General features: G+C 71.0%; 24 protein-coding genes and 1 tRNA gene. 6 read left to right on the top strand and 19 right to left on the bottom strand.

Annotated features, from left to right (window positions below):
- On the top strand, positions 1-1,521 hold the full coding sequence (locus tag LV78_RS06670) for a M28 family metallopeptidase (protein ID WP_253843852.1): 1,521 nt from the start codon (positions 1-3) through the stop codon (positions 1,519-1,521).
- A 114-nt stretch (positions 1,522-1,635) separates the two neighbouring features.
- On the opposite strand, the gene ypfJ is transcribed toward LV78_RS06670, so the two are convergent.
- The gene (gene ypfJ / locus LV78_RS06665) at positions 1,636-2,541 is read right to left on the bottom strand and encodes a KPN_02809 family neutral zinc metallopeptidase (protein WP_253843851.1); all 906 of its coding nucleotides are present in this window, start codon (positions 2,539-2,541) and stop codon (positions 1,636-1,638) included.
- Between the two features lie 459 nt (positions 2,542-3,000).
- Positions 3,001-4,728 carry a bifunctional metallophosphatase/5'-nucleotidase gene (locus LV78_RS06660; RefSeq protein WP_253843850.1) on the bottom strand — a complete coding sequence of 576 codons (1,728 nt, stop codon included), beginning with the start codon at positions 4,726-4,728 and terminating at the stop codon, positions 3,001-3,003.
- 195 nt (positions 4,729-4,923) lie between these two features.
- On the opposite strand from LV78_RS06660, the gene LV78_RS06655 reads away from it, so the two are divergent.
- Together LV78_RS06655 and LV78_RS06650 are read left to right on the top strand one after the other, a co-directional pair.
- A complete protein-coding gene (locus tag LV78_RS06655; protein WP_253844303.1) occupies positions 4,924-5,355 on the top strand; it encodes a MarR family winged helix-turn-helix transcriptional regulator in 432 nt (143 codons plus the stop codon).
- A 13-nt stretch (positions 5,356-5,368) separates the two neighbouring features.
- Positions 5,369-5,453: transfer RNA gene (locus tag LV78_RS06650), tRNA-Ser, on the top strand.
- 90 nt (positions 5,454-5,543) lie between these two features.
- Here LV78_RS06650 and LV78_RS06645 read toward each other — a convergent pair.
- From LV78_RS06645 to LV78_RS06565, 17 genes are all read right to left on the bottom strand, one after another.
- Entirely contained in the window at positions 5,544-6,920 is a 1,377-nt protein-coding gene (locus tag LV78_RS06645) for a tyrosine-type recombinase/integrase (RefSeq protein ID WP_253843849.1), read from the bottom strand.
- A gap of 2 nt (positions 6,921-6,922) precedes the next feature.
- The gene (locus LV78_RS06640; RefSeq protein ID WP_253843848.1) at positions 6,923-7,111 is read right to left on the bottom strand and encodes a helix-turn-helix domain-containing protein; all 189 of its coding nucleotides are present in this window, start codon (positions 7,109-7,111) and stop codon (positions 6,923-6,925) included.
- 145 nt (positions 7,112-7,256) lie between these two features.
- The gene (locus LV78_RS06635; RefSeq protein WP_253843847.1) at positions 7,257-8,609 is read right to left on the bottom strand and encodes a DUF3987 domain-containing protein; all 1,353 of its coding nucleotides are present in this window, start codon (positions 8,607-8,609) and stop codon (positions 7,257-7,259) included.
- 234 nt (positions 8,610-8,843) lie between these two features.
- Positions 8,844-9,542 carry a DNA cytosine methyltransferase gene (locus LV78_RS06630; RefSeq protein WP_253843846.1) on the bottom strand — a complete coding sequence of 233 codons (699 nt, stop codon included), beginning with the start codon at positions 9,540-9,542 and terminating at the stop codon, positions 8,844-8,846.
- Positions 9,539-10,489, bottom strand: a complete 951-nt coding sequence (locus tag LV78_RS06625; RefSeq protein WP_253843845.1) for a bifunctional DNA primase/polymerase — start codon at positions 10,487-10,489, stop codon at positions 9,539-9,541. Before LV78_RS06625 ends, LV78_RS06630 begins: the two co-directional genes overlap by 4 nt.
- An 18-nt stretch (positions 10,490-10,507) precedes the next feature.
- Entirely contained in the window at positions 10,508-10,681 is a 174-nt protein-coding gene (locus LV78_RS06620; protein WP_253843844.1) for a hypothetical protein, read from the bottom strand.
- A 307-nt stretch (positions 10,682-10,988) separates the two neighbouring features.
- Complete coding sequence (locus tag LV78_RS06615; RefSeq protein WP_253843843.1) at positions 10,989-13,064, bottom strand: hypothetical protein; 2,076 nt, start codon at positions 13,062-13,064, stop codon at positions 10,989-10,991.
- A gap of 56 nt (positions 13,065-13,120) precedes the next feature.
- Positions 13,121-14,860, bottom strand: a complete 1,740-nt coding sequence (locus LV78_RS06610) for a hypothetical protein (protein ID WP_253843842.1) — start codon at positions 14,858-14,860, stop codon at positions 13,121-13,123.
- On the bottom strand, positions 14,857-16,023 hold the full coding sequence (locus LV78_RS06605) for a hypothetical protein (RefSeq protein ID WP_253843841.1): 1,167 nt from the start codon (positions 16,021-16,023) through the stop codon (positions 14,857-14,859). The genes LV78_RS06610 and LV78_RS06605 overlap by 4 nt, the downstream gene beginning before the upstream one ends.
- The gene (locus LV78_RS06600; RefSeq protein ID WP_253843840.1) at positions 16,020-16,349 is read right to left on the bottom strand and encodes a hypothetical protein; all 330 of its coding nucleotides are present in this window, start codon (positions 16,347-16,349) and stop codon (positions 16,020-16,022) included. The genes LV78_RS06605 and LV78_RS06600 overlap by 4 nt, the downstream gene beginning before the upstream one ends.
- The gene (locus LV78_RS06595) at positions 16,349-16,708 is read right to left on the bottom strand and encodes a hypothetical protein (protein ID WP_253843839.1); all 360 of its coding nucleotides are present in this window, start codon (positions 16,706-16,708) and stop codon (positions 16,349-16,351) included. The genes LV78_RS06600 and LV78_RS06595 overlap by 1 nt, the downstream gene beginning before the upstream one ends.
- A gap of 99 nt (positions 16,709-16,807) precedes the next feature.
- Entirely contained in the window at positions 16,808-17,350 is a 543-nt protein-coding gene (gene kilB / locus LV78_RS06590) for a plasmid transfer protein KilB (protein ID WP_253843838.1), read from the bottom strand.
- A gap of 100 nt (positions 17,351-17,450) precedes the next feature.
- Positions 17,451-17,669 carry a hypothetical protein gene (locus LV78_RS06585; protein ID WP_253843837.1) on the bottom strand — a complete coding sequence of 73 codons (219 nt, stop codon included), beginning with the start codon at positions 17,667-17,669 and terminating at the stop codon, positions 17,451-17,453.
- Between the two features lie 17 nt (positions 17,670-17,686).
- Complete coding sequence (locus LV78_RS06580; protein ID WP_253843836.1) at positions 17,687-17,863, bottom strand: hypothetical protein; 177 nt, start codon at positions 17,861-17,863, stop codon at positions 17,687-17,689.
- Positions 17,863-18,282 (bottom strand): RRQRL motif-containing zinc-binding protein, encoded by a 420-nt coding sequence (locus LV78_RS06575; RefSeq protein WP_253843835.1) that lies wholly within the window; start codon positions 18,280-18,282, stop codon positions 17,863-17,865. Before LV78_RS06575 ends, LV78_RS06580 begins: the two co-directional genes overlap by 1 nt.
- Positions 18,282-18,839, bottom strand: coding sequence for a hypothetical protein (locus LV78_RS06570; protein WP_253843834.1), 558 nt, complete (start codon positions 18,837-18,839; stop codon positions 18,282-18,284). The genes LV78_RS06575 and LV78_RS06570 overlap by 1 nt, the downstream gene beginning before the upstream one ends.
- Entirely contained in the window at positions 18,839-19,054 is a 216-nt protein-coding gene (locus tag LV78_RS06565) for a helix-turn-helix domain-containing protein (protein WP_253843833.1), read from the bottom strand. Before LV78_RS06565 ends, LV78_RS06570 begins: the two co-directional genes overlap by 1 nt.
- A 240-nt stretch (positions 19,055-19,294) precedes the next feature.
- Here LV78_RS06565 and LV78_RS06560 point away from each other — a divergent pair, with 240 nt between their 5' ends.
- The 3 genes from LV78_RS06560 to LV78_RS06550 all read left to right on the top strand — a co-directional run bounded on the left by LV78_RS06560 (position 19,295) and on the right by LV78_RS06550 (position 21,963).
- Positions 19,295-20,047 carry a GntR family transcriptional regulator gene (locus tag LV78_RS06560; protein WP_253843832.1) on the top strand — a complete coding sequence of 251 codons (753 nt, stop codon included), beginning with the start codon at positions 19,295-19,297 and terminating at the stop codon, positions 20,045-20,047.
- A complete protein-coding gene (locus LV78_RS06555; protein WP_253843831.1) occupies positions 20,044-20,898 on the top strand; it encodes a phosphoribosylaminoimidazolesuccinocarboxamide synthase in 855 nt (284 codons plus the stop codon). Before LV78_RS06560 ends, LV78_RS06555 begins: the two co-directional genes overlap by 4 nt.
- 420 nt (positions 20,899-21,318) lie before the next feature.
- On the top strand, positions 21,319-21,963 hold the full coding sequence (locus LV78_RS06550) for a M50 family metallopeptidase (RefSeq protein ID WP_253843830.1): 645 nt from the start codon (positions 21,319-21,321) through the stop codon (positions 21,961-21,963).
- Positions 21,964-22,009: the final 46 nt, after the last annotated feature.

Here is a 22,009-nt window from a genome sequence, read left to right as displayed (position 1 = left end):
ATGTCAGCAAAGAACGGAGCCCGGCGCGCGGTGGCCATCGCCGCGTCGGCTTCCCTCGCGCTGGTAGCCGCTCCGACCGCGACCGCCGCCCCGGCCGGTCCGGACGGCCCCGCACTGGCGAAGAGGCTCGTGAAGGAGGTCGCGGTCGACGGCGTCAACCGGCACCTGATCGCCCTCCAGCGCATCGCCGACCGCAACGACGGCAACCGCGCCGTCGGCACCCCCGGCTACGACGCCAGCGTCGACTACGTGGTCGGCAAGCTGCGCGGGGCCGGGTACGAGGTGACCACGCCGCAGTTCACCTACCCGGTCCAGATCTACGACGCGGCCACCGCGGTGGTCGGCGGCGACGAGTACGAGGCGCTGGCGCTGGAGGAGTCGCCGCAGACCCCGGTCGGCGGCCTCACCGGCCCGCTGCGGGCCGTCCCCGAGGACGCCACGCCCGGCTGCGAGGCCGAGGACTTCGCCGGGCAGGACTTCACCGGCGCGATCGCGCTGATCCGCAGGGGCGCCTGCACGTTCGACGTGAAGCACCGCAACGCCGCCGCGGCGGGCGCGGTCGCCGTGCTGATCGCGAACAACGCGGACGGCCCGCTGTCCGGCGTCACCCTCGGCTCGCCCGGCGTCGTGCCCACGGGTGGGGTGAGCAAGGCGGACGGCTCCGCGCTGTTCGGCCGGGCCGGGCAGCAGGTGACCGTGGACCTGCGGTTCCACGAGGAGAACCGGGTGGCGCGCAACGTCATCGCCCAGACCAGGACCGGCCGCACCGACAACGTCGTGATGGCGGGCGCGCACCTGGACAGCGTCGAGGAGGGGCCGGGCATCAACGACAACGGCACCGGCTCGGCCGGGCTGCTGGAGACCGCGCTGAAGCTCGGCGGCTCGCCCAAGGTGACCAACGCGGTGCGGTTCGCCTGGTGGGGCGCCGAGGAGCTGGGGCTGGTCGGGTCCACCGAGTACGTGCGGGCGCTGGACTTCGAGCAGCAGCTGGACATCGCGCTGTACCTGAACTTCGACATGATCGGCTCGCCGAACGCCGCGTACTTCGCCTACGACGGCGACGACTCGGACGGCGTCGGCGCGGGCCCCGGCCCGCACGGCTCCGCCCAGATCGAGCAGGCGTTCACCGACTACCTCGCGGTCGCCAAGGGCGTCGAGGTCGAGGGCACCGACTTCGACGGCCGCTCGGACTACGGCGAGTTCATCGCCCTGGGCATCCCGGCGGGCGGCCTGTTCACCGGGGCCGAGGGGACGAAGACCGACGACCAGGCCGCGAAGTGGGGCGGCGAGGCGAACGCCGCGTACGACCCGAACTACCACGGCCCCGGCGACACCCTGGCCAACGTCGACCGCACGGCGCTGGACCGCAACGCCGACGCGCTCGCCTGGGTGACCGCGAGCTACGCGATCAGCACCGAGGACGTGAACGGCGTCCCGCCCCGCACCACCCGGTCGACCCTCCGCGCGCCCGCCCAGGCCCGCGCGGCGGCGGTCCACCCGAGCCACGCCGACGTGGCCTAGGAACGGGAGGCGCTGGAACGGGAGAAGGGGGCGCACCGCCCAGCAGGCGGTGCGCCCCCTTCGTCGTCCTCCGCTCCGCGCGGACGTCGGCGCCCGCTCTCGCGGGCGCCCGCGTCAGCCGAGGTCGTCGGTGTCGAACGTCCCGCACTGCGCCGGGTTCCCGCTCCGGTACCCGGCGGTGTACCACTTCTGCCGCTGCTCGGAGGACCCGTGCGAGAACTGCGTGGTGTCCACCCTGCCGCCGCCCAGCTCCTTCTGGATGAAGTCGTCGCCGATGCGCGCGGCGGCGTCGAGGGCGGCGGCGATGTCCTGGTCCGTCACGCCGGTGATCAGCGGCTTGCCGGACGCCGTCGGGGTCGTGGTCGCGTGGTTCGCCCAGGCGCCCGCGTAGCAGTCCGCCTGGAGCTCCAGCCGCACCGAGCCCGACTTCGGCCCGGTCTCCCTGCCGACCCGGCTGGACGTGCCCAGCAGGTTCTGCACGTGGTGCCCGTACTCGTGGGCCAGCACGTAGGCCTCCACGAACGGGCCGCCCGTGGCGCCGAACTTCGTCTTCAGCTCCCGGAAGAACGTCAGGTCGATGTACACCTGCGAGTCGGCCGGGCAGTAGAACGGGCCGGACGCGGAGCTGGCGCTGCCGCAGCCGTTCGTGCGCACGCCGCCGGAGAAGAAGTTGGTCTGCGCGGCCTTGTAGGACCGGCCCGACCGGGAGAACTGGTCGTTCCAGAACGCCTGGATCGAGTTGATGAACGCCACCGCGCGGCAGTCGTCCTCGCGGTTCGCGTCGGCCCCCGTGCGGCACTTCTGCGCCAGGGACTGCGACCCGACCTGCTGGTCCTGCCCCACGTCGCCGAACCCGGACCCCTGGGGCAGCGGAACGCCGCCGCCGATCTGGTTCAGCACCAGGTAGATGATCACGCCGACGATCCCGAGCCCACCGCCACCGAGAGCGACCCGGCCACCGACGCCGCGCTGGTCGTTGACCTGCGAGGTGTCCAGTTCCGCGTCCTCGTTGAACTGCACGAGGTTCCTCCAGCAAGTCGCGTCCGCCACGGGCTGCGATCAACTTTAGCCCCGGACGCGCCAGGAGGTGGGCCCGAGCTTCCGGGCCCACCTCCTGGTTGCTTCCACTACGGGAGTGACGTTCGCGTCCGGCGCGAGGTTGGCGTGGACCTCGGGCGGCGTCGTTCGAGACGGCGCCGGAGAGCACCGGGTCAACAGCGTCAAGCGCGTGGACTGCGCCCGATCCCTCCGCGGGACTGCGGGACGTCACTGAGAGGACTTGTCAGCACCGCACCACCTAACCCTTCCGGAGTGCGAGCCGGAGTGGTTCCGGCCGCCGTTCCTGGTTTCGAGGATGCGCCTGCTCGACCCGTGATCGCAACCCGCCTGAACTGGTGAAACGAGGACACACCGTCCGTGGTGGACAGTGGTCGCGGACGGTGAGCGGGCCGTGCGTGGCCCGCCCACCGCCCCACCCGACTACGGGGTGGTGGTGATGCGGTCCAGTGCTGGGGCGGACACGTTGGGGTGCGCGGCCAGGTACCCGGTGAAGGCGTCCAGGTCGATGCCGCCACCGGTCACCGAGGTGCCCGAGGTGAAGGCGCTGAAGCCGTCGCCGCCGCCCTGCAGGAAGCTGTTGATCGTGATCCGGTAGCCGGTGGCCGGGTCGACCGCCGCGCCGTTGATCGCCAGGTTCGAGACCTTGGCGCCCTGCGGCGCGGACGCCGACCAGGAGTAGGTCAGGCCCGCCGACGGCTGGAGCACGATCTGCCGCTGCGCGCCGTTCACGGTCTGCCACTGCTGCTCCAGCGCCGCCTTGAGCTGCGCGCCGGTCAGCGTGACGGTCTGCAGGATGTTGCCGAACGGCTGCACGGTGAACGCCTCGCCGTAGGTCACCACCCCGTCGCCCTCACCGGCGGGCGAGCCCGCGTAGGTCAGGTCGGCGCGCACGCCGCCGGGGTTCATCAGCGCGGCGACCGCGCCGTTGCCGGTGGTGGCGGCCAGCTGCGAGTCCGCGATCAGGTTGCCCAGCGGCGACTCGCCCGCCGGGTTCTGCGCGCGCGGGATGTCCGACGCGACGGTGCCGATCTGCTTGTTCGCGATCGGGCCCGCCTTGGTCTTGGCCTGGTCGATCACGGCCTGGATCTTCGGGTCGGCGGTGACGTCCTGGGTGACGACGTGGTTGCGCGCCCTGGTGGCCGAGCGCACGACGTCGCGGGTCCGCTTGTCGATCTTCAGGTCGACCACGGACAGCTCGCGGCCGAACGCCAGGCCCTCGATGAACGGGCGCGGGTTGCCCGCCGGGTCGGTGACCGTGCAGTTGTACTGCTGGTGGCTGTGGCCGGAGAAGACCGCGTCGATCTTCGGGCTGACCTTCTCCGCGATCAGCCGACCGGGCCCGCCCGCGACCGTGTTGCAGTCGTCGGGGCCGCCGCCGGTGGTGTTGTCGCCCTGGTGCACCAGCAGCACGATGGACTTGACGCCCAACCAGTTCAGCAGCTCCGCGTACTTGTTCGCGGCGGCGATCTCGTCCCCGAACTTCAGGTCCTTGATGCCGTTCGGGTCGACCAGGATCGGCACGTCCTTCAGCGGCATCCCGATGAAGCCGATCGGCACGCCGTCGCGGAACTCGACCCAGAACGGCGGCAGCGCCGGAAGGCCCGACTTGGCCAGGGTCACGTTCGCGCCCAGGATCTTGAACTTGGCGCCGGTGTAGGACGGGCTGAACTGGCAGCCGTCCACCGGGTGGCAGCCGCCGTGCTGCATCCGCAGCAGCTCGCGGTAGCCCTCGTCGAACTCGTGGTTGCCCGCCGCCGTCGCGTGCATCCCGACCTTGTTCAGGATCTCCACGGTCGGCTCGTCGTGGAACAGCGCCGACACCACGGGCGAGGCGCCGATCAGGTCGCCCTGCCCGACGATCACCGAGTTGCGCACCTCGGACTGGAGCTTCTTGATGTGCGTGGCGTTGAACGCCGCGCCACCGGCGTTGACCGTCGTCCCGTCGGCCAGCGTCACCCGCCCGGAGGAGCCCGTGGGCGGCTCGATGTTGCCGTGCAGGTCGTTGATGCCGATCAGCCGCACGTCCACCGTCTTGCCCGACGCGCGGTCGCCCGCCTGCGCGGGCGTGGCCGGGGACTGCGCGAGCAGGACCGCGGCGCCGGCAACGGCGGTCGCGGCCAGCGCGGCGCTCCGTCTGAACCAGGTCATGTTGGGGACTCCTAGGAGGAGGCGCGCTCCGGGTAGGGGAGGAGCGCGTTCGGCGTGGCAGTCTGCCCGGCCGGGGTGAAGGGCACCAGACGTCCCGGAGGATCGTCCGTTAACGGAGATGTCCCAGGCGCGCCCGCGCGCGGCCTTAGCCTGTGCGGTGTGGGAGCTGAACCGCGGTGGTTGGACGAGGCCGAGATGCGCGCGTGGCGCAACTACGTGGTCGGGGCGGCGATGCTCTCGGACCGCCTGCACCGCGAGCTCCAGACCGACCACGACCTGTCGCTCGCGGACTACGAGGTCATGGTGCGGCTCTCCGAGCAGCCGAGCGGCCGGATGCGGATGTCCCAGCTGGCGGAGGACGTGGCGTCGTCCAAGAGCCGGGTGTCCCACCAGGTCGCGCGGATGGAGAAGGAAGGCCTGGTCAGGCGCAGGGAGTGCCCCGAGGACGGGCGCGGGGTGTTCGCCGAGCTGACCGACGAGGGCGCGCGGGTCCTGGAGAACTCGGCCCCGACGCACGTGCGGGGCGTGCGCGAGCACATGGTGGACCTGCTGGACCCGGAGGAGCAGGAGGTGCTGGCGAAGGTCTTCAACCGGGTCATCACGCACCTGCGGGGGTTGGACGGGTAACCTCGTCGCGCAGGGAAGCGTGGCAGAGCGGCCTAATGCACCCGCCTTGAAAGCGGGAGACCTTCACGGGTCCGGGGGTTCAAATCCCTCCGCTTCCGCAGTGGTTGAGCAGCGAAAACGGGCTGCCCCAAGGTCGTCTTGGGGCAGCCCGTTCGCGTCTTCCCAGGTCTAGGGGCTCAGTTAAGGGCTCAGTTGTTCCCCCAGAGGAGCCCTTCGAGCTTGCTCGCCACGTCCTCGCGCAGATCGTCGGAGACGTGGATGTAGCGCTTGAGCATCGACTGGGAGGACCACCCCATGATGTCCATGATCACGCGGTGGTCGATGCCCAGGACCATGAGCGTGGTCGCTGCGGTGTGCCGCGAGTCGTGCAGCCGGGCGTCCCGCACCCCGGCCTCCTTGAGCAGCGACTTCCACTCGTCGTGGTCCGACCTGGGGTCGAGCGGGCGGCCATCCGGTTGGGTGAAAACCGCGCCGTTTTCCTGCCACAGGTCACCTGCCAACTCCCGCTCGGCGGCCTGCGTAGCCCGGTGGGCGACCAGGGCGCGCACCAGCGGCGCAGGGATGGGCACCGAGCGGCGCCCCGCGTCCGACTTCACCTCCACCCAGTGCAGCCCGCCACCGTGGCGCTGAGGGCACTGCGCGGCGTGCCTGACGCAGCCCGGCGGGCAGGGCGGCGGGCACGACTTGTGCCGCTTGCAGCTCGCCGGACACGGATCGGTCTTGTGCGGACCGCACGCGGCCGGGTTCTTGCATCCGTGCTCCCAAGGGCGCCGCTGGAGCTGCCTCGGCGTGCGCAGGGTTCCGGCCCAGAGCACGGCCGGGCAGTCAGCCGGGTTGGCCTGCCCGCAGTGCGGCGCGCACCCGTGCTTGCACCGGATGTTGACCCGCTGCCACTTGAGCCCCAGGCACTCGCCCTTCCGCAGCCCGAGCGCCAGGGCGAGGGTGAATCGGAGGCCGTTTCGGCGTTGGTTGGTGGCTTTGAGCAGCAACCGCGCCTCGTCGGGGGAGAAGGGCTCGATCTCCTGCTCTTCAAGCCGTGGCGCTTTGGCGATCTTGGCCGGGTTCTTCACCAGCCGGTCCCGGTTCACTGCCTCGTTCAAGGCGGTTTTGAGTGTCCGGTGGATCTGGTGGACATTGCCGGGCGCATGGCCTTGAGCTTTCAGCCGGGCGTAGAGGCTTTCCAAGTGCTCGGGCGTGAGCCGATTCAGCCGGTGCCTGCCAATACCGGGAATCAGGTGCTTATAGACCGCAGTGCGGTAGCCCTCCAGCGTCTTGAACCGCACCGATGGGGCGGCGATCTTCTCCACCCAGTGGATCAGCCATTGCTCAACCGTCCATGCGCGACCCGGCTTGCTGACCAGACCGCTAGCGCGCTCTGCCTCCAGTGCTCGGACACCGGCGTGGGCGTCGGTTTCGGACTTGCGCTTGACGTGCCGCCGGTCTGGGTCGCCGTTGTCCTTGACGCCCATTGTCACGCGGCCATGCCACTTGCCGTCGCTTCCGAGGTAGACGGTGCTCGCGCCGTTGGGCGCTCGGGTGCCTTCTGCTCGCTTCTTTCTGGCCATGGTTACCCCTGTTCCTGCTGAAGGCGGCCGACGTAGGCGGCAAGGGCGGTGGCGGGGACTCGGCGCAGCTTGCCGATGAGCACCGAGGCGACGTCGCCGGACTTCAGCAGGGCGTACATCGTGGTGCGGCTGACGCTCAGCTGCGCGGCTGCGGCTTCAACGGTGAGCAGGGATCGGGCTGGTTCAGGCATGGCTGTGCCCTTCGGACGTGGTTTACGTGGAAACGTGGTTTGGGTCTGACCTGCGGTTTCGTGGAGGTCAAACCACGTGGCTACGTGGAAACCCGGTGTGCTCGCGGCGTATTTGTGCCGGTCAGCGAGTTACCGAGTAACCACGTCAACCACGTGGCGGGCCGGTGGTGGCGTAGACCTCGGTGGGCCTGCCGCCGCGCCCGCCCGCCGGGGGCCTGGTGCTGCGGGCGAGCTGGCCGGAGTCGATGAGCTGGCCCAGCACCGTGGTGATCTCGGCGGCGGACTTGTTGCCCTTGAAAAACTGGGCGCGGATCTCCTCGCGGGTGCGGCCGGTGGTTCCCGCCTCGCCGATCCAGGCCGTGAGCCTGGTCAGCGTCGGGTCGGCGCTGAAGATCGAGCGGGCCGAGGCGACGGAGTAGCGGACCAGGGCGGCGGCTGCGGTGAGGTGGTGGACGTCGATGAGGTCGGTGCCGTCCAGGGCGGCGTGCACACCGGCGATGCGCAGGCAGTTGGGCGCGGTGCGGGACAGGAACTGCTCCACGGGGCCGCCCTCGCCGTGGTCGATGCCGAACTCCACGTAGAGGCTGCGCCACAGCAGCGCGCCCTTGTCGGTGAAGCCCAGCGCACCGACCTGGGAGCCCTGCTTGAGCCGCGCGGCCAGAGCGCGGCCCAGGGCGCTGACGAGTTCGGGCGCCGCCCCGCCCGCCAGCGGCAGGAACTTCGAGCGGGCCACGGCGATGGGCAGGAACCGGTTGTAGGTGCCCCCGGCGAGGTCGGAGCTGGAGACCTTGGCGCGGAACTCGTCGGGGGTGATGTGGGCCAGCAGCCCGACGTGGGAGCTGGGGGCGATGCGTGCGGTGACGTTGAGGGTGGACAGGTCCCCGCCCTCCCACGCTTGGCGCAGGGTGGCCGAGAGGGCATTGCCCTCGCGCTTCATCCGTGACATGACCCCGGCCCACTCGGGCTCGAACACCATCAGCCGCAGGTCGCCGGGCGGCAGCAGTGCGGTACCGGTGTTCTTGCGGGGCTTGCCGGTGGCCTGGTCGTCGGCGTCCTGGTCGGCGAACACGGCGGCCAGGCCCTCGCCGCTGGTGAGGCCGGAGCGGATGTTCGAGCCGGTGAAGCCGGGGTCGGCGGCGGCGAGCAGCCGCTTGGGCGTGGACCAGGACGCGCCCTTGCGCCCACCGCCGGTGCGGCCGACGATCAGCGGCCACACCAGCAGCGGGTGGGGGTCGTCACCGGCGCGGATGTGCGGGCGTTGTCCGAGGTGGACCCCGGCGGCGCAGATTAGGGAGGCCAGGATGCCGACCGGGTCGCCCTCTGTGGAGTCGGAGAGCTGGTCGACCACCTCGCCGAGGTGGCAGTCGAACACGGCGGGGTCGAGCTGGGGCAGCTCGGCACGTGCGCGGTCGACCTCGGCGCGGGCGCGGGCCTCGGCGGCGTCAAGGTCGGCGCTCGGGTCGGGGACAGCGCGCAGGGGGCGAGCTGGGGTGGTCATGGTGAAGATCCGTTCACGCGGTGGTGGGCGGTGAGAGGGTGTGGCCTGCTCACCGCAGGGCGTGTTGGCGTTCGCGGTAGGCGGCTTGGCGGCAAGCCGGGGAGCAGTGCTGCGGCCAGCGACCGGTGGCAGGCCTGGTGAGGGCGGTGCCGCACCGGCAGTGACGCAATCCACCGGTGGCATTCGTCAGCGGTCCCGCGCGGTGTGGTGACGTTTGAGTCCTGGTCGCTTCCGTCACCGTGGCGGGGCGGTTGGGGTGGATGAGCAGTTGGGTGCCGAGCGAGAACGTGTAGGCGGGCGGGATGGCCTGGTGAGGTTGTCCCAGGGCATCCAGTCGATGCCCATCGCGGTGCGCCCGCCCTCGGCACCACCGTGCTGTGACGGTTCCTCGTCGACGTCGACGTCGACGGAGTTTCGTCCTTGCCCGCGGGGCTTACGTCTCGGGCGTTGGCCGTGGGTGCCGTAGACCGGCACGGCCGGGGCGTCGCGGTCGTGGTGGCAGCCGGTGCCGCGCAGCACCACGTTGGACTCGAACAGCCGGTGCCTGCGCACCCCGAGCCGCAGGCTGTCCCCGCACAGCAGCACGGGGTCCAGCAGCGGGGAACCGGGCACGTTCTCGATCACGTAGGCCCACGCGGTGCCCTCGGCCACGGCCTGCCGCAGCCTCTCGCGCACCGGGGCGACCAGGTCGGGGTGGCCCTCGCGGCGGTCGGCCGGGGTGGCGGTGGAGTAGCGCTGGCACGGCGGGCTTGCGGCGATGACGTCGTAACCGTCCAGGTCGACCGTGAGGGCGTCGGCCCGGATGAACGGGAACGGGTAGTGCGGCTGGGGTTCGATGTCCACACCGGTCACGTCGAACCCGGCGGCGTGGTACCCGGCCGACGCGCCCCCGGCACCGCAGCACAGGTCCAGCAGCCGCAGCCGGGCGCTCACGCCGCACCCCGTGCGGTCGGGGTGCGCGGACGGGCGACACCGGCGCGCAGGCCGTTGGCGATGGTGCGGGCGATCTCGCGGTCGGTGCAGCCGCACCGGCCGGTGACCATGTGCGCTGCGGCCTGGTGGAGGGCGTCTTCGGCTGTAGCCGAGGGGAGTGCCTGGCCGCCGACCAGCTGACCGAGGGCGACGGCGGCGGCGAACAGCACGCTGCTGTGCCGCCCCGATGCGGCTGCTGCGACCTTGTCGCACTCGCCCCGGACCGCCGCGTCCACGTAGGCGGAGTGCTGCTCAGAGCCGGTCTGGGGAGCGGCTGTGCGGGCCACCACGGGCTTGGGGGTGAGGCGCTGGTGCAACCAGGTGGGCAGGTCGGCCACGGGCAGGTCGTCGGTGATCGTGTAGGAGCCGGTAGGGGTGCTGCTGCCGGGCGCCACGACGTAGCCGCCGTGCGCGCGGGTGTCGACCTTCCAGCCCAGGCCGTTGCCGTCCTCGCCCTGCGTGGAACGCAGCTGCGCACCGGCGGGGGCGCGGTAGTAGAGGTGGGTGCCGCCCCTGGTGGTGCGGACGCTGAAGGTCTCCCACGGCACCGGGTGCCCGGCCTCGCGGCAGAGCAGGTCGAACACGTCGTGCCCGTCCCGGACCCCCTCCCGGTTCCAGCCGTCCGGGGGCACATCGGCGGGCGACTTGGCCGTGTCCAGGTCGACCACGACCAACCCTGAGGGGCCGGTGGCGATGCCGATGTTGAACTCCCCGGCCGCCCAGCAGCGCCGGATGGTGTCGGGGTCGGTGGTAGCGCGCTGCTCCCACCCGAGGTGCCCGTCCACGCACGGGGCGGTGCGCGGGCAGTGGCGAACGCCGTGCAGGGCGGGCTTCTTGGTGCCGGGGCGCAGGGGGAAGACGTGCCAGCCGCGTTCGGCGGCGTGCAGGGCTGCGGTGAGCATGGTCATGGCGGTGGCTCCTCTCGGTCAGTGGCGCTTGTCGTGGGTCCAGCCCGAGAGCTGGAAACAGATCTGGCACAGCGGTGCCTGCCGCTCGGCCCCGGCGATGCGAGCGCCGCATAGGGCGAGGGGGTTGGTGATCAGGCCGAGGGTGTGCGCCCAGGTGGAGCCGGTGCGCGCGATGTGCATGAGGTGGTCCACAGCAGTCCCCTTGGTTACTTTGTGTAGTGATTGGTGGGCGTGCGAGGTCGGGCCGTGGTCACGGCCTGGTGGTGTTCGTCGGGGTGGGGTGTGCAGGTGTGCAGCTCTGGAGGGGGCACCCCCTCCAGAGGCCGCTGGTCCAGGTGGCGGGGGGTGGGGCGTGCACACCTGCACATGTGCACACCTGGGCGTGGCGAGTGCTGTTTTAGCTGGTCAGTGCCTGCACGCCTGGCCTGTGCAGGTCGCGCTGTCAGGCTGTGCAGGTGTGCAGGCCCTGCACACCCCCGTGCACACCCAGGTGTGCTGGTCAGTCAGCGTCGGCAGGCGTCCACTCGGCGACGTCGACCGGCACGGCGACCTCACCGTTTCGGATACGCTCCGCAACCGCCCGGAGGTCGGTGAGGGCGTAGCCGCGCTGCCGGTCCGGGCCGACGTAGAAGGCGTCCGGCAGCGCCTTGACGCCGATCTGCGGCAGCAGCTTGCCCAGCACGGTGGGCGTGGTGCCGACCTGCGCGGCCAGGGCCGAGGTGTGCAGCCGCTCGTGGTCGGTGCCGTCGAACACCGCCAGCAGCCGCGCCAGCAGCTCGGGCAGCGCGGGCGCCGCAGGGACGGTCAGACCGGGCAGGTCGATCGGCGGCCAGGTGCTCGGGTCGAGCGGGTTGAACCCCTCGGCGGTGGCGGGCTTGGTGGTGAACACGGCCGCGCCCGCCTCCAGCGCGGCGGGGTCGAACCCCGCCGTCACGGGCTGCTCGACCTCGGCCGGGTCCTCCTCGTCTTCCTGCGGGGCGGGGGTGTCTGCGAGCAGGTGCTCGGCGCGGTCCCAGCGCGTGGCGTAGTCGTCCCCGGCCAGCCGGGCGCTGACCTCGTCCAGGCCGGGGCGCAGCCCGGCCACCGCGACCGCGCCCGCCGCGAGGGCGGCACCGACCAGGCGGTAGCCCTTGAAACCGGTGGGCTGGCCGATCGTGTCCTGCAAGTAGAGGCCGCAGCCGGGGTAGGGCATGTCCTGCGGGTCTGCCTTGCAGTTCCAGCCGAACAGGTAGTTCAGCTCTTCGGGGTCGCTCACGCGCATGGAGATGCGGGCGCGGGCCTGCTTGCGGACATTGGTCGAGCCGATGACGTCGGCGGTCGCGGACAGGCCGCAGAACACCAGGTTCACGCCCATGGCGCGGGCGATGCGCTGGATCTCCTCCAGGTCGTCGCGCAGCTTGGGGTGCTTGGTGCCGCTGCCCATGATCTCGGCGCACTCGTCCACCACGATCATGATCTGCGGGATCTCGGGGGAGACGGGGAGCTTGTCGTCGCCCTGCTGCTCGCACAGCTGCTGGTACTCGACCTTGCGCCCCTTGGCGATGCGCAGCGCGGCTGCGGTCAGCCTCTTGGCCTCGGCGGCGGTGGAAGCCACCCAGTCCACCGCCGGGGCGGCGACGGTGCCGGTGGTGTCGGTCAGCCACGGCCTGATCCACGGCAGCGACATGCCACCGCCGTTGAGGTCGATGTGCCACACCAGCACGTCCACGCACCGCACCAGCCCGGCGTTGACCACTTGGAGTTCGTTGGTCTTGCCACCTCCCTTCTGCCCGGTCAGCAACACGGTGTCGCTGCGCAGCTCCAGCCCGGCCACCGTGGCGTCCCGGTGCTGACCGATCGGGATCAGGTTCAGGATCGACAGCACCGACCAGTCCTCGGGGTAGTCGATGACCTCCTCCCACGCGTCCTTCGTGGCCACCCGCAGCAGCGCCGAACGCCGCGAGACGCCGGGCCTGGCCTCCACGGTGCAGCCGTTGGGCAGGTCGGCATCGGCGGCCAGGCCGCCCTGGTGCTTGGCCAGGTCCTTCCACGAGTGCCCGCCCTCGGGCAGGTTCAGGTCCAGGGTGTAACCGGTGCCCTCCTCCCACTTCTGCACGCCCATGACCTGCACACCCTTGATGCCGCACACCCGGTCGATCCGGGCTTCCCACTCCCCGGCGGTCCTGGCGCGCTGGGTGGCGAACATGACCTGCTGCCCGATCTCCTGCCGCTTGCTCGCGGCGGCGCGCACCAACGTGGCGGTGACCCCACCGGCGACACCGAGCACCGCCAGCGAGGACACCGAGGCGGCCGACCACGGCGTGGTCTCCAGCGCCCACACCATCCAGCCGCCCCCGGCCACCCACCCAGCGGCGCGGGCGAGCACTCCGGGCCTGGTGGTGCCGCGCCCGGCGGAGGCCACCGTGTGCGCTGCGGCGCCCACGGCCGCACCCCCGGCGGCCCAGGCCGGAGGCAACGCGGCGAGGGAACCGACCATGCCGGTGGCCAGCACCGCACCGACGGTGTTCGCGGTGCCGGTCAGGACGGTGTGCTTGCCGCTCCAGTCCACCCCGCCGCGCGTGGTCTTGGCGTTCATGGTCGGTTCCCTTCGCGATTCTCTTTGCGCTGTAACGGTTTTCGATCAGACGAGGGTCAGCGGGGCACGTTCCACAGGTGCTCGCCGGGGCGCGGGGCCTGGTGGCGGGACAGGTCGATCGAGTGGGCGCGGGAGAACAGCACCGGGACCTCGTTCGCGGCCGAGGCGGCGGTACCGAGGGCCTGGTAGACCTCGGCGAGCTTCTCCATCACGACCGGGTGGACCGGGTACTCGGCGCTGCCGCGCTTGACGAAGGTGGACAGGGCGATGGCCAGGTGGCCGATGGCGTCGGGCCACTGGGTGAGGTCGCCGCCGAAGAAGGCCATCGAGTCGGGGGTGTAGCGGGCGGCGCGGGCGGCCTGCTCCATCGCCAGGTCGGAGAGGTTGAAACGGGACACGGTGAGACCTCCAGAGGAGTGGGGAGTGGACAGTCCCGGTCGGACCGGGGAGACAGGGCCGGTCGGACTGACCGGCGTCGGGCCGGTGGTGGTGCGCCAGGTGGGCAGTCGGGGCGCGGACGGACGCGGGGCGGGCACGACGAACGGGACGGTCGGGGTGTCCGGCATGGTGGAGCGGATGCGGCTGGCCACGACGTAGCCGCGGTGCGGCACGGTCGCGCCCAGCGCCAGCAGTTGCTGTGCCTGCCAGTGCCGTGACCAGGCCGCGTAACCGGCGGCGGCGGCCCACGCCCCGGCTGCCCAGCCACCGGCGTGCAGCGCCCGGATCGGGGCTGGAGCCGAGGGGGGTCCGGCGACCTTGGCGCGGCCGTAGACGATGCGATAGGTGGCAGACCGGGCCGCCCTGGCGGTGGGCGCGGTGGCGATCACCTCGCGCACCATCCACCCGTTGTCCCGTCGTGCACGCTGGGCGGCCCAGTAGGCGCGCTTCGCGTTGTCGCGCAACGCTTTGCGCTGCCTGGCCTGGTCACGAAGCCTGTCCGTGGCACCGTTGCTCGACCACCTACCGTCCCGGCTGGTCGGGGTGCTCCCGCCTCTCGGCCTGCCCCCTCGACTCGTGCCGCCGTTGCCGGAGCCGCTGCCGTTCCGGCGGCTGCCCAGGCCTCCGCCGCTGGTGGGCCCGCTCTGCCGCCCGAACAGGCCACGCCCTCCAGCGGCGCGACCACCGGGACCGCCCTTGCCCAGCAGCCGCGACAGCGGTCCCCGCGCCCTGTTGGCGGCGGCGGTGCCGGTGGCGGGCCTGCCGGTGGAGGCGCGCCCGCCGGGCGGGACGGTGCGGGTGGTCGCAGCCGCCCCGCGCCCGGCCCGCTGGGCGAACGCCGCAGCAGCCCGACCGCCCGGCGTCGCCCGCTGCCCGGCACTCGCACCGGCACGGCCGGTGCCGGTGCCCCGCCCGGCCGCGCCAGCGCGGCGCCCGGCCAACGCGGACCGCACCCGACTCGCCAGCCCGCCACCACCCGACCGGAGACCGCCGCGCGACCGGCCCCCACCGGTCCCGGCCACAGTCCGCCCGCCGATGCCACCGGACCGGGAGGCCCGGCGGGCACGCGCCCGCCGAACCCCCGCCGCCACCGCCGTGGCACCCGCGACCGCACCGGCGGTCACCAGACCCGGAACCCCACCGGCCCACGCGGCGGTGCTGCCCGCGATCGTGGCCAGCTCCACCGCCGACACTGCCGCCGGAACACCCGGCACCACCAACGGCTGCGGCCCGGAAGGCCCGCGCTCGTCCCGCCCGGCCGGAGCCGGAGCGGCCTCCGGCGCTGGCGCGGTGATGCCCATGTACACCCCGCCCTCGGCCGTCTCCTCGATCGGCCTGGTCGCCGTCGCGGTGCTCACGCGGTCACCTCCTGACCGGGGTCCTGGTCGCCGCCGAGGGCGCGCGCCACGGCGGCGGCGTACTCGGTGCGGCAGCGCAGGAACCGCTGCACGTCCTTGCGCGAGGGTGCGGCGGGCAGGCGGCCACCGTCGATGGCCGCACGTGCCCGCGCCGTGTAGCGCGCGATCTTGTCCGCGTCGGCACTGGTGGGCGTTTGCGCTGTTCCCGAGGTGTGCGCGGCCTGCGCGCCCGTGCCGGTGTGGGGCTGCTCGGCAGGCTCGCCGCGCTCCTGCGCGGCGGGCGTGCGCGGGGTGGCGGGTAGTGCCGCGAGGTACTCGTTGATCTCGCTCATGAGGACCTCGGCGACGGTGTCCTCGGCGGTGACCGGGAGTCCGGCCACGGTGGTGGGCACCAGCCGCGCGCGGCCGAGGCGGCGGCGCAGCGCGACCATGCCGGGGCGGTGCACCAGGCGCGCGGTGCCGTCTTCGGCGATCTCGGCCACCGCCTGCCGCAGCGCCGCCCGCCGCACCCGGTGGACCCGCTGCCGCGCGGCCCGCTCCAACCGCGCCGCGTCGCGCTGGGCACGGGTGGGCCGGGCCTTGCCCTCGGCGGCGGTGATCAGCTGGTGCACCACCACCCCGGACACCGACACCAGCGCCATCACCACACCGGAGGCCACTCCCGCGTGGTCCCCGGCGTCTAGGCCGTGCACGAAGTTCAGCGCCCCGGCCACCAGCGCGAACACCGCCACGCCCAGGTGCAGCCACCGGGTCGGGCGCCCGGCCCGCCGCGCCAGCGGCACCGCGAACGCGAACGCCCACATCGCCACCTCGGAGAACAACGGCAGCAGCACACCTACCGGACCGAACACCTGCGCCCCGTAGGCGGCCATCGCGGTCCAGGCCAGCAGCGCCGGGACCAGGATCACCGGCACGAACATCAGGTTCAGCGCGTTGGCCCGCACCCACCCCGTGATCGCGGCGACCAGGCGCTCACGCCGCTCGCGGGCGGCCTCGCTCCGCTGCCGGGCGAGCAGCTCGGCGGCCTCCCGATCGGCCCGCTGCTGCTCGGCCCTGGCCGCCGCGTCCAGGCGGCGCTGCTCGAACGCCTGCGCCCGGTCCGCCCGGTCCTGCTCCCGCGCCAGCGCCTTGTCGGCGCGACGGCTCTCCTGCCAGGTGCTCATGCCCGCACCTCGCCCGTCACGACGGCAACACCCTCGGCCTGGGCGTCAACCTCGGCGTGGGCGCGGCGCAGCTCCCGCGCCGAAGCCCGCATCTCCGAGCGGTGCACCGCCCGTACCGCGACCATCCGCACCAGCCCGCCGTGCGCGGCCCGCGCCGCCCACCGCACGCAGTACAGGTAGAACAACGCGACCAGGGTGCCCAGCAGCGCCCACCCGGCCGGGGCCAGCCACCACAGCAGCGCCACCGGCACCACCGGGATGGCCACGATCCGAACCAGGTCCAGCGCCACCCACAGCGGCAGCGTCAACATCCGTCCCAGCGTCATCACCGACCACCCGCCACTGCCTCGCTGGCCAGACGAAGGAAGACGTGGGCGGTGCGGAGCAGGCGCCAACCAGACTCGGTCGTTGCCTCCACGGCCTTGAGCAGGTGCACGCGGACCTGAAGGACGTCCTCGTCGAACTGGTCGAGTGCACTGGCGGGCACCGATGGGCCGCGCTCGACCACGGCGGCCACGTCCAGAAGGCTGTTGGCCACCGCCACGCGCAGGTCCTGGTCAATCGGGAAAGTCAGCACCTCCCGTGCGGCCTGGCGGTAGCTCTCCGCTGCTCTGCGGCAGTGGGCGGCCGAGACTCGTTCGCCTTCACCAGTCGGGGAGTTGTGGAGCTTGCTCGTGCTCGACATGCTTGGCTTCTCCTCAGTGCGCCTCTGCGAGCGCGTTCGGGGATGGGCCGGACCGGCGGGGCTGTTCTTGGCGGGACGTGCCCGCCGGTCCGGGCGGAACTAGCTCTCGACCGCGCCGACCTGCCTGCGACCGATGCGCTTGCGGGGCTTGGGGTCGGGCAGACCGGCGCCGATCCGGCGCATGAGGTCGACCATCGCCTCGCTCAGGGTCTCCCTGGCGGCCTTGGCGGCGAGCCTGCGGCGGGTCAGCTCCTCGGCGCTGCGGCCGGGGTACATCGCGGTGTCCATGCGGTAGGTGCCCTGCACCGCGCCCTCGATCTGCTCGGCGAGCTGCGGGCACAGCGCGAGCATCTGGGCGTGCGGCTTGGTCACGGCGGAGCGGGTGACCAGCGTGGCCGCGAGCGTGGTCGCGATCTCCTGGGCGTCGCCGCGCAGCCGCGCGGCCTCCAGGTCCCACATGGTCATGTAGTGGTCGCCCAGCACCCGCATCAGGTCGCCGTAGACCTCGACCACGGTGACCTGCCAGTCGTGCACGCGACCGGCCTGGTCGGAGCGGGTCTTGAGCGTGCTGGTGAGCAGGGCACCACCGAACACCCCGACCAGGGGCGCGGTGGTGGTGATCAAGGTGGACAAGGTGGACATGCCGGGTTCTCCTGACTGCGCCCCGTGCGGGGCGTGTTCGGGGATGGGCCGGACCGGCGGGGCTGTTCTTGGCGGGACGTGCCCGCCGGTCCGGGCGGGGTCAGTGGAAGCGACCGGGGTTGGTGCGGTGGTCCTGGATGTCCTCGGCCACCTCGCGCAGGTACTGGGCGCGCTCGCTCTTGTCCTTCGGGTCGAGCTCGCTGGCGGCCTTGAGCACGTCGTTCTCGTTCGCGGTGGCCTTCGCCTGCTTCGCGGCCTGCCGGGCGCCCTCCGCCTGGTCGTGCTGGTGGGTGAGGCGGGCGTTGTTCTTCCAGCTCATGACGGGTTCTCCTCAGGTCAGTTGTCGGGCTGAAGGCCGTAGCCGCTGGCCACCAGGCGCTCCCACGAGCGGGAGCGCTGAGAGGGCGGCGGAGTGCCGTCCGCGCCGGTGACCGGCTGGACCGGGCCGTAGGGACGCTCCTGGGTAAAGCGGGCGCCGGTCTTCGGGTCGATCAGGTTCCGCTGGTGGGCCATCACGCCACCTGCCCGACGTAGCAGTCCGAGCACTGGCGCAGCGGGCCGCGCACCACGTGGTCCACGTGACCCAGGTGGGTGCGGCAGAACCGACGGGCACGCAGCGCCGCCTCGATCGCCAACCACCGGGCCGGGGTCATCGGCCGCACCGCACGCGCGGTCTCCCGGCGCCACAGCGGACACACCTCCACCGACCGCGCCGCCCGCCGGTGCCCGAACACCAGCAGCGCCACCGGGTCCGCCCCACCGGGCCGCAACCCCTCGGCGCGCAGCTGCCGCCGGGTGCACAACCCCGCCGGGACCGCGCCCGGCCTGCCCCGCCACCCGAACACCGGCAACCCGTCCAACTCACCCCGGCAGAACACCGCCTGCCCGGACCACGGCAACACCACCGTGACCAACTCGAACCGGCGGCCCATCACGCCACACCCCGCTCCGGCTCCAACGCGGCCAGCACCGGCGCGACCACCCGCTCCAGCTCAGCCACCACCACCCGCACCGCCCGCTTCGCCGCCTCCACCTCCGGCACGCCGCCATCCAGGTAGCGCGGCTCGGGCAGCGCCTCCACCGGAACCGGCACCCGCACCACCAGGCTCGGCAGCAACACGACCCGGTCGCAGCGCTCCGGCTCCAACCAGGACACCTGCCCGGCGAACCGCTTGCGCTCCCAGCCCAGCGAGCGGCGCCCCTGCGGCTCCAGCGCGGCGGGCAGCGCCGACACCAGCGACACCGCGAACACCAGCTCGCCCATGTCGCCCCGCAGCGCGGACACGTCCTGCACTCGCGGGTGGGGGAGCACGTAGCCCGGCGACATCACCGGCGGCAGCGCCACCGTCATCGCCCAGGTGGCGAAACTGGCCGGGTCCTGCACGTACTCGAACCGGCCGGGCTGCCGCAGGTAGGCCCCGAACCGGGACACCCCGTCACTCGCGGCAGACCAGTCGCCGCCCTCATCGACCCTGAACGCCGATGCCATCACGCCACCTCGGGCATCTGCGGTACCGACGCCAGCGCGGCCTGCTCGCACGACTTCACGTACTCCGCGACCGCGTCGTGCGGGATGCGCATCGCGCCCTTGCCGGTGCCGACCTTCAAGGCACGCAGCGTTCCCGCCTCGATGGCGCGGTAGATCGTGGCCACCGAGACGTCGAACATCTCCGCGACCGCCTTCACCCGATACATCTGCATCATTTGCTCCCGGTAGTCGGTACCCGCCCCCGGCTGGTGTTGCTGAGTCCGTCAGGGCTTCCTGCGTCTCCCGCAAGGGCTGACGTCCCTGCGATCAGTGCGACGTCAGCAAGGTAGCAAGCGTTCTAGAACACCGTCAAGAGGGTGTACTAGAACACCCTGGTTAGGTCCCTGAACTGCGGTTACCTCGCTTGTTACAGTGGGTGTGCTAGAACGCGGGCGCGATGCCGAAGGGGTGCCAAAGTGCCAACCATCGAACGGTCCGAGCCTCCGTACTTGCAGGTGGCTCGCCACTTCAGGGAGCAGATCGTTGCTGGGCAGCTCAAGGACGGTGATCCCGTGCCCTCGGCGCGGGAGATCGCTCGAATCTGGAACGTTGCCCTGGCCACGGCATCCAAGGCGCTTGCCACTCTGAAGTCCGAGGGGCTCACAAGGGCTGTCAGCGGTGTGGGCACGGTCGTTCAGACAAAGGGTGCTCTCCACCATTCTGCGCGCGACCGCAGCATTGCGATTCATCGAACCGGGAAAATTTACCCTCCAGGTCACTACGCCGAGATCCGCGCGGCCGATTTGGCTCCTGCTCCAGAATTGGTCGCCAATGCCTTGGGGGTCGACGAAGGTGTGCCGGTCATTCGGCGACGGCGCACTACCTATACGGCGGACAATGTGCCGATTTCAACGTCGATCTCCTGGTTTGAAGGAAGCCTGGCCGCTGTTGCACCACTTTTGCTCGCGACAGAGCGGATCGTTCAGGGGACGGCTAAGTACGTTGAAGAGCGAACCGGGCGAGCTGCGGTCGCTACATACGTCCAGCACGCCGCAGGGGTTGCTGCGGAGGAAGATGCGATCGAACTCCAAGTGTCCGAGGGGTCCGCTGTCCTAGTTAGTCGAAATCGCTATGTCGATGCTGCCGGTGCTGTTCTTGAATATGGCGAGTCGATCGCACTGCCCGACCACTGGGTTTTTTACGAATACACTCACGAGGATGCGGAATGAAGCATATCCACAGCGGTAAGGTCCGCGACCTTTATGAGCTTGACGGGGATATCCTTCTCGTCGCCTCTGACAGGGTTTCGGTGTACGACGTCTCTTTGCCCACCCCTGTTCCGAACAAGGGGGCGCTGCTGACGCAACTGTCGGCCTGGTGGTTCGACAAGCTTGGTTCGATCGTGCCAAATCACGTCATCTCAACTGAAGACGTGCCGGCGGAGTTCGCCGGTCGAGCGGTTCGCTGCAAGCCGCTGAAGATGATTCAGGTGGAGTGCATTGCCCGTGGCTACCTCGCTGGTCTTGGACTGCGGGAGTACCAGCACGATGGCACTGTTTCTGGTGTGGCGTTGCCTCCTGGTCTGGTAGAGGGAAGTCGCCTGCCGGAACCCATCTTCACGCCCACGACGAAGATTTCCGACACCGGCCATGACGAGTTCATGACCTTTGACGAGGTTGTCAACGAAATTGGTCGTGACACCGCTGACCGAATTCGTGAGCTGACGATCGAGATCTACCGTCAAGGGGCGGAACACGCTGCTTCGAAGGGCATCATCATCGCGGACACCAAGTTGGAGTTCGGTATCGATGAGGACGGCGTTCTGACGCTGGGCGACGAAGTTTTGACGTCGGACTCGTCACGTTTCTGGCCCGCCGATGAGTGGGAGCCTGGTCGTTCGCAGCACGCGTTTGACAAGCAGTTCGTCCGCGACTGGTCCTTGACGACTGGTTGGGACAAGACCCCACCTGGACCCGAGATCCCGGCAGAAATCGTGCAGGCAACGCGCGAGCGGTACACCGAGGTTTACGAGCGCATCACTGGGAACAGTTGGCTTAGCAAGGAGAAGAATGATGCCTGACTCTCAGGCGTATGACCCGTACGTCCTCCTTGACGATGTCGTCAAGCTCCTGTCCGAACGGGGGTTGTCTCCGCAGCGCAACGAAGAATCCTCTCAGGAGCGCATTCGGGCGGCTTGTGCTCTCTTGGCAGGGCTTGGCATCGAACCGCGACTCGCGCAGGGTGCCACTCCCGATCTTGACGGGAACATGAACTACAATCGCCGAATTCACGGTGATTAATTTAGTGCTCATGGGAAGCCCTGGCTGAGGGTTGGCCAGGGCTTCCTGCGTTGTGAATCCGTCGGCTCATGGCTATCTAGAACGCGTAGTAATGCTCGCCCAATAAAGGGGAAACGGTGGCTGAGGAAACTTCTTGGTCGGTCACAGCGCCAACGGGCTTACCGCACTGGTGGGTCCCGGCAGTCACAGGCGCTCTGGCCTTGCTGATCAGCGTCCTGACCGTGCTCCCGCAGACTTCCAGCGCGCACCGTGTCGCCTACGCGTTCAATGTGTTCGGCACCATCGCGCACGAGTTCAGCCACGCAGTCGGGGGCGTGGTGACCGGCGGAGGTGTGCACCTCATCCAGGTGCACAGCCCGCATTCCGGGGTCACGCACACCTGGTACTACACGCGCTTCTCGGCGATCGTCACCACCGCAGCCGGGTACGCCCTGCCGCCGCTGGCCGGTTTGGGCGCCGCCTCGCTGTTGGCCAGAGGACACTCGCCGATGGTCCTGGCGCTCACGGTCGCGACGATGCTTCTCATCGTGGTCGTCACCCGCGACCTGATCACTTTCTCCAGCGTCCTCGCTGTGGGGCTGCTTGCCGGTGCCGCCCTGTGCTGGGGAAGTGCCTGGGTTCAACACGTGGTCGCCTACACCGAGGCGTGGCTGCTGCTGCTCAGCCAGCTCTCGGGCGTCTGGTTCCTGGTGCTGCGCCGCATCAACGGGCACGACGGCCAGGAGCTCGATGACTCCGAGGGGCTTGCCGCGGCTACCTACATCCCCGGCGTGGTGTGGATCGCCACGTGGACCGCGCTGATCGGGTGGTCGCTGTGGACCGCAGCCCCGCTGCTATGGCCTTGAGTCGGTTGGACTGGCTTGGGTGAGGTTTCCGGCCGCCTTGTAGGCG

Origin of the sequence: Actinosynnema pretiosum (assembly GCF_024171695.1) — a bacterium.
GTDB classification, from domain to species: Bacteria; Actinomycetota; Actinomycetes; order Mycobacteriales; family Pseudonocardiaceae; genus Actinosynnema; species Actinosynnema pretiosum.
Note: the sequence above shows the minus strand (reverse complement) of the source record. Positions and strands in the feature narration are given on the sequence as shown.

Excerpts from the sequence above, each read along its gene's own strand:
- LV78_RS06670 (WP_253843852.1), top strand. The coding sequence starts at position 1 with ATGTCAGCAAAGAACGGAGCCCGGCGCGCGGTGGCCATCGCCGCGTCG.
- LV78_RS06660 (WP_253843850.1), bottom strand. The coding sequence starts at position 4,728 with ATGACCTGGTTCAGACGGAGCGCCGCGCTGGCCGCGACCGCCGTTGCC.
- LV78_RS06655 (WP_253844303.1), top strand. The coding sequence starts at position 4,924 with ATGCGCGCGTGGCGCAACTACGTGGTCGGGGCGGCGATGCTCTCGGAC.
- LV78_RS06645 (WP_253843849.1), bottom strand. The coding sequence starts at position 6,920 with ATGGCCAGAAAGAAGCGAGCAGAAGGCACCCGAGCGCCCAACGGCGCG.
- LV78_RS06640 (WP_253843848.1), bottom strand. The coding sequence starts at position 7,111 with ATGCCTGAACCAGCCCGATCCCTGCTCACCGTTGAAGCCGCAGCCGCG.
- LV78_RS06635 (WP_253843847.1), bottom strand. The coding sequence starts at position 8,609 with ATGACCACCCCAGCTCGCCCCCTGCGCGCTGTCCCCGACCCGAGCGCC.
- LV78_RS06625 (WP_253843845.1), bottom strand. The coding sequence starts at position 10,489 with ATGACCATGCTCACCGCAGCCCTGCACGCCGCCGAACGCGGCTGGCAC.
- LV78_RS06615 (WP_253843843.1), bottom strand. The coding sequence starts at position 13,064 with ATGAACGCCAAGACCACGCGCGGCGGGGTGGACTGGAGCGGCAAGCAC.
- LV78_RS06605 (WP_253843841.1), bottom strand. The coding sequence starts at position 16,023 with ATGAGCACCTGGCAGGAGAGCCGTCGCGCCGACAAGGCGCTGGCGCGG.
- LV78_RS06600 (WP_253843840.1), bottom strand. The coding sequence starts at position 16,349 with ATGACGCTGGGACGGATGTTGACGCTGCCGCTGTGGGTGGCGCTGGAC.
- LV78_RS06595 (WP_253843839.1), bottom strand. The coding sequence starts at position 16,708 with ATGTCGAGCACGAGCAAGCTCCACAACTCCCCGACTGGTGAAGGCGAA.
- kilB (WP_253843838.1), bottom strand. The coding sequence starts at position 17,350 with ATGTCCACCTTGTCCACCTTGATCACCACCACCGCGCCCCTGGTCGGG.
- LV78_RS06585 (WP_253843837.1), bottom strand. The coding sequence starts at position 17,669 with ATGAGCTGGAAGAACAACGCCCGCCTCACCCACCAGCACGACCAGGCG.
- LV78_RS06580 (WP_253843836.1), bottom strand. The coding sequence starts at position 17,863 with ATGGCCCACCAGCGGAACCTGATCGACCCGAAGACCGGCGCCCGCTTT.
- LV78_RS06575 (WP_253843835.1), bottom strand. The coding sequence starts at position 18,282 with ATGGGCCGCCGGTTCGAGTTGGTCACGGTGGTGTTGCCGTGGTCCGGG.
- LV78_RS06570 (WP_253843834.1), bottom strand. The coding sequence starts at position 18,839 with ATGGCATCGGCGTTCAGGGTCGATGAGGGCGGCGACTGGTCTGCCGCG.
- LV78_RS06565 (WP_253843833.1), bottom strand. The coding sequence starts at position 19,054 with ATGATGCAGATGTATCGGGTGAAGGCGGTCGCGGAGATGTTCGACGTC.
- LV78_RS06555 (WP_253843831.1), top strand. The coding sequence starts at position 20,044 with ATGAAGCATATCCACAGCGGTAAGGTCCGCGACCTTTATGAGCTTGAC.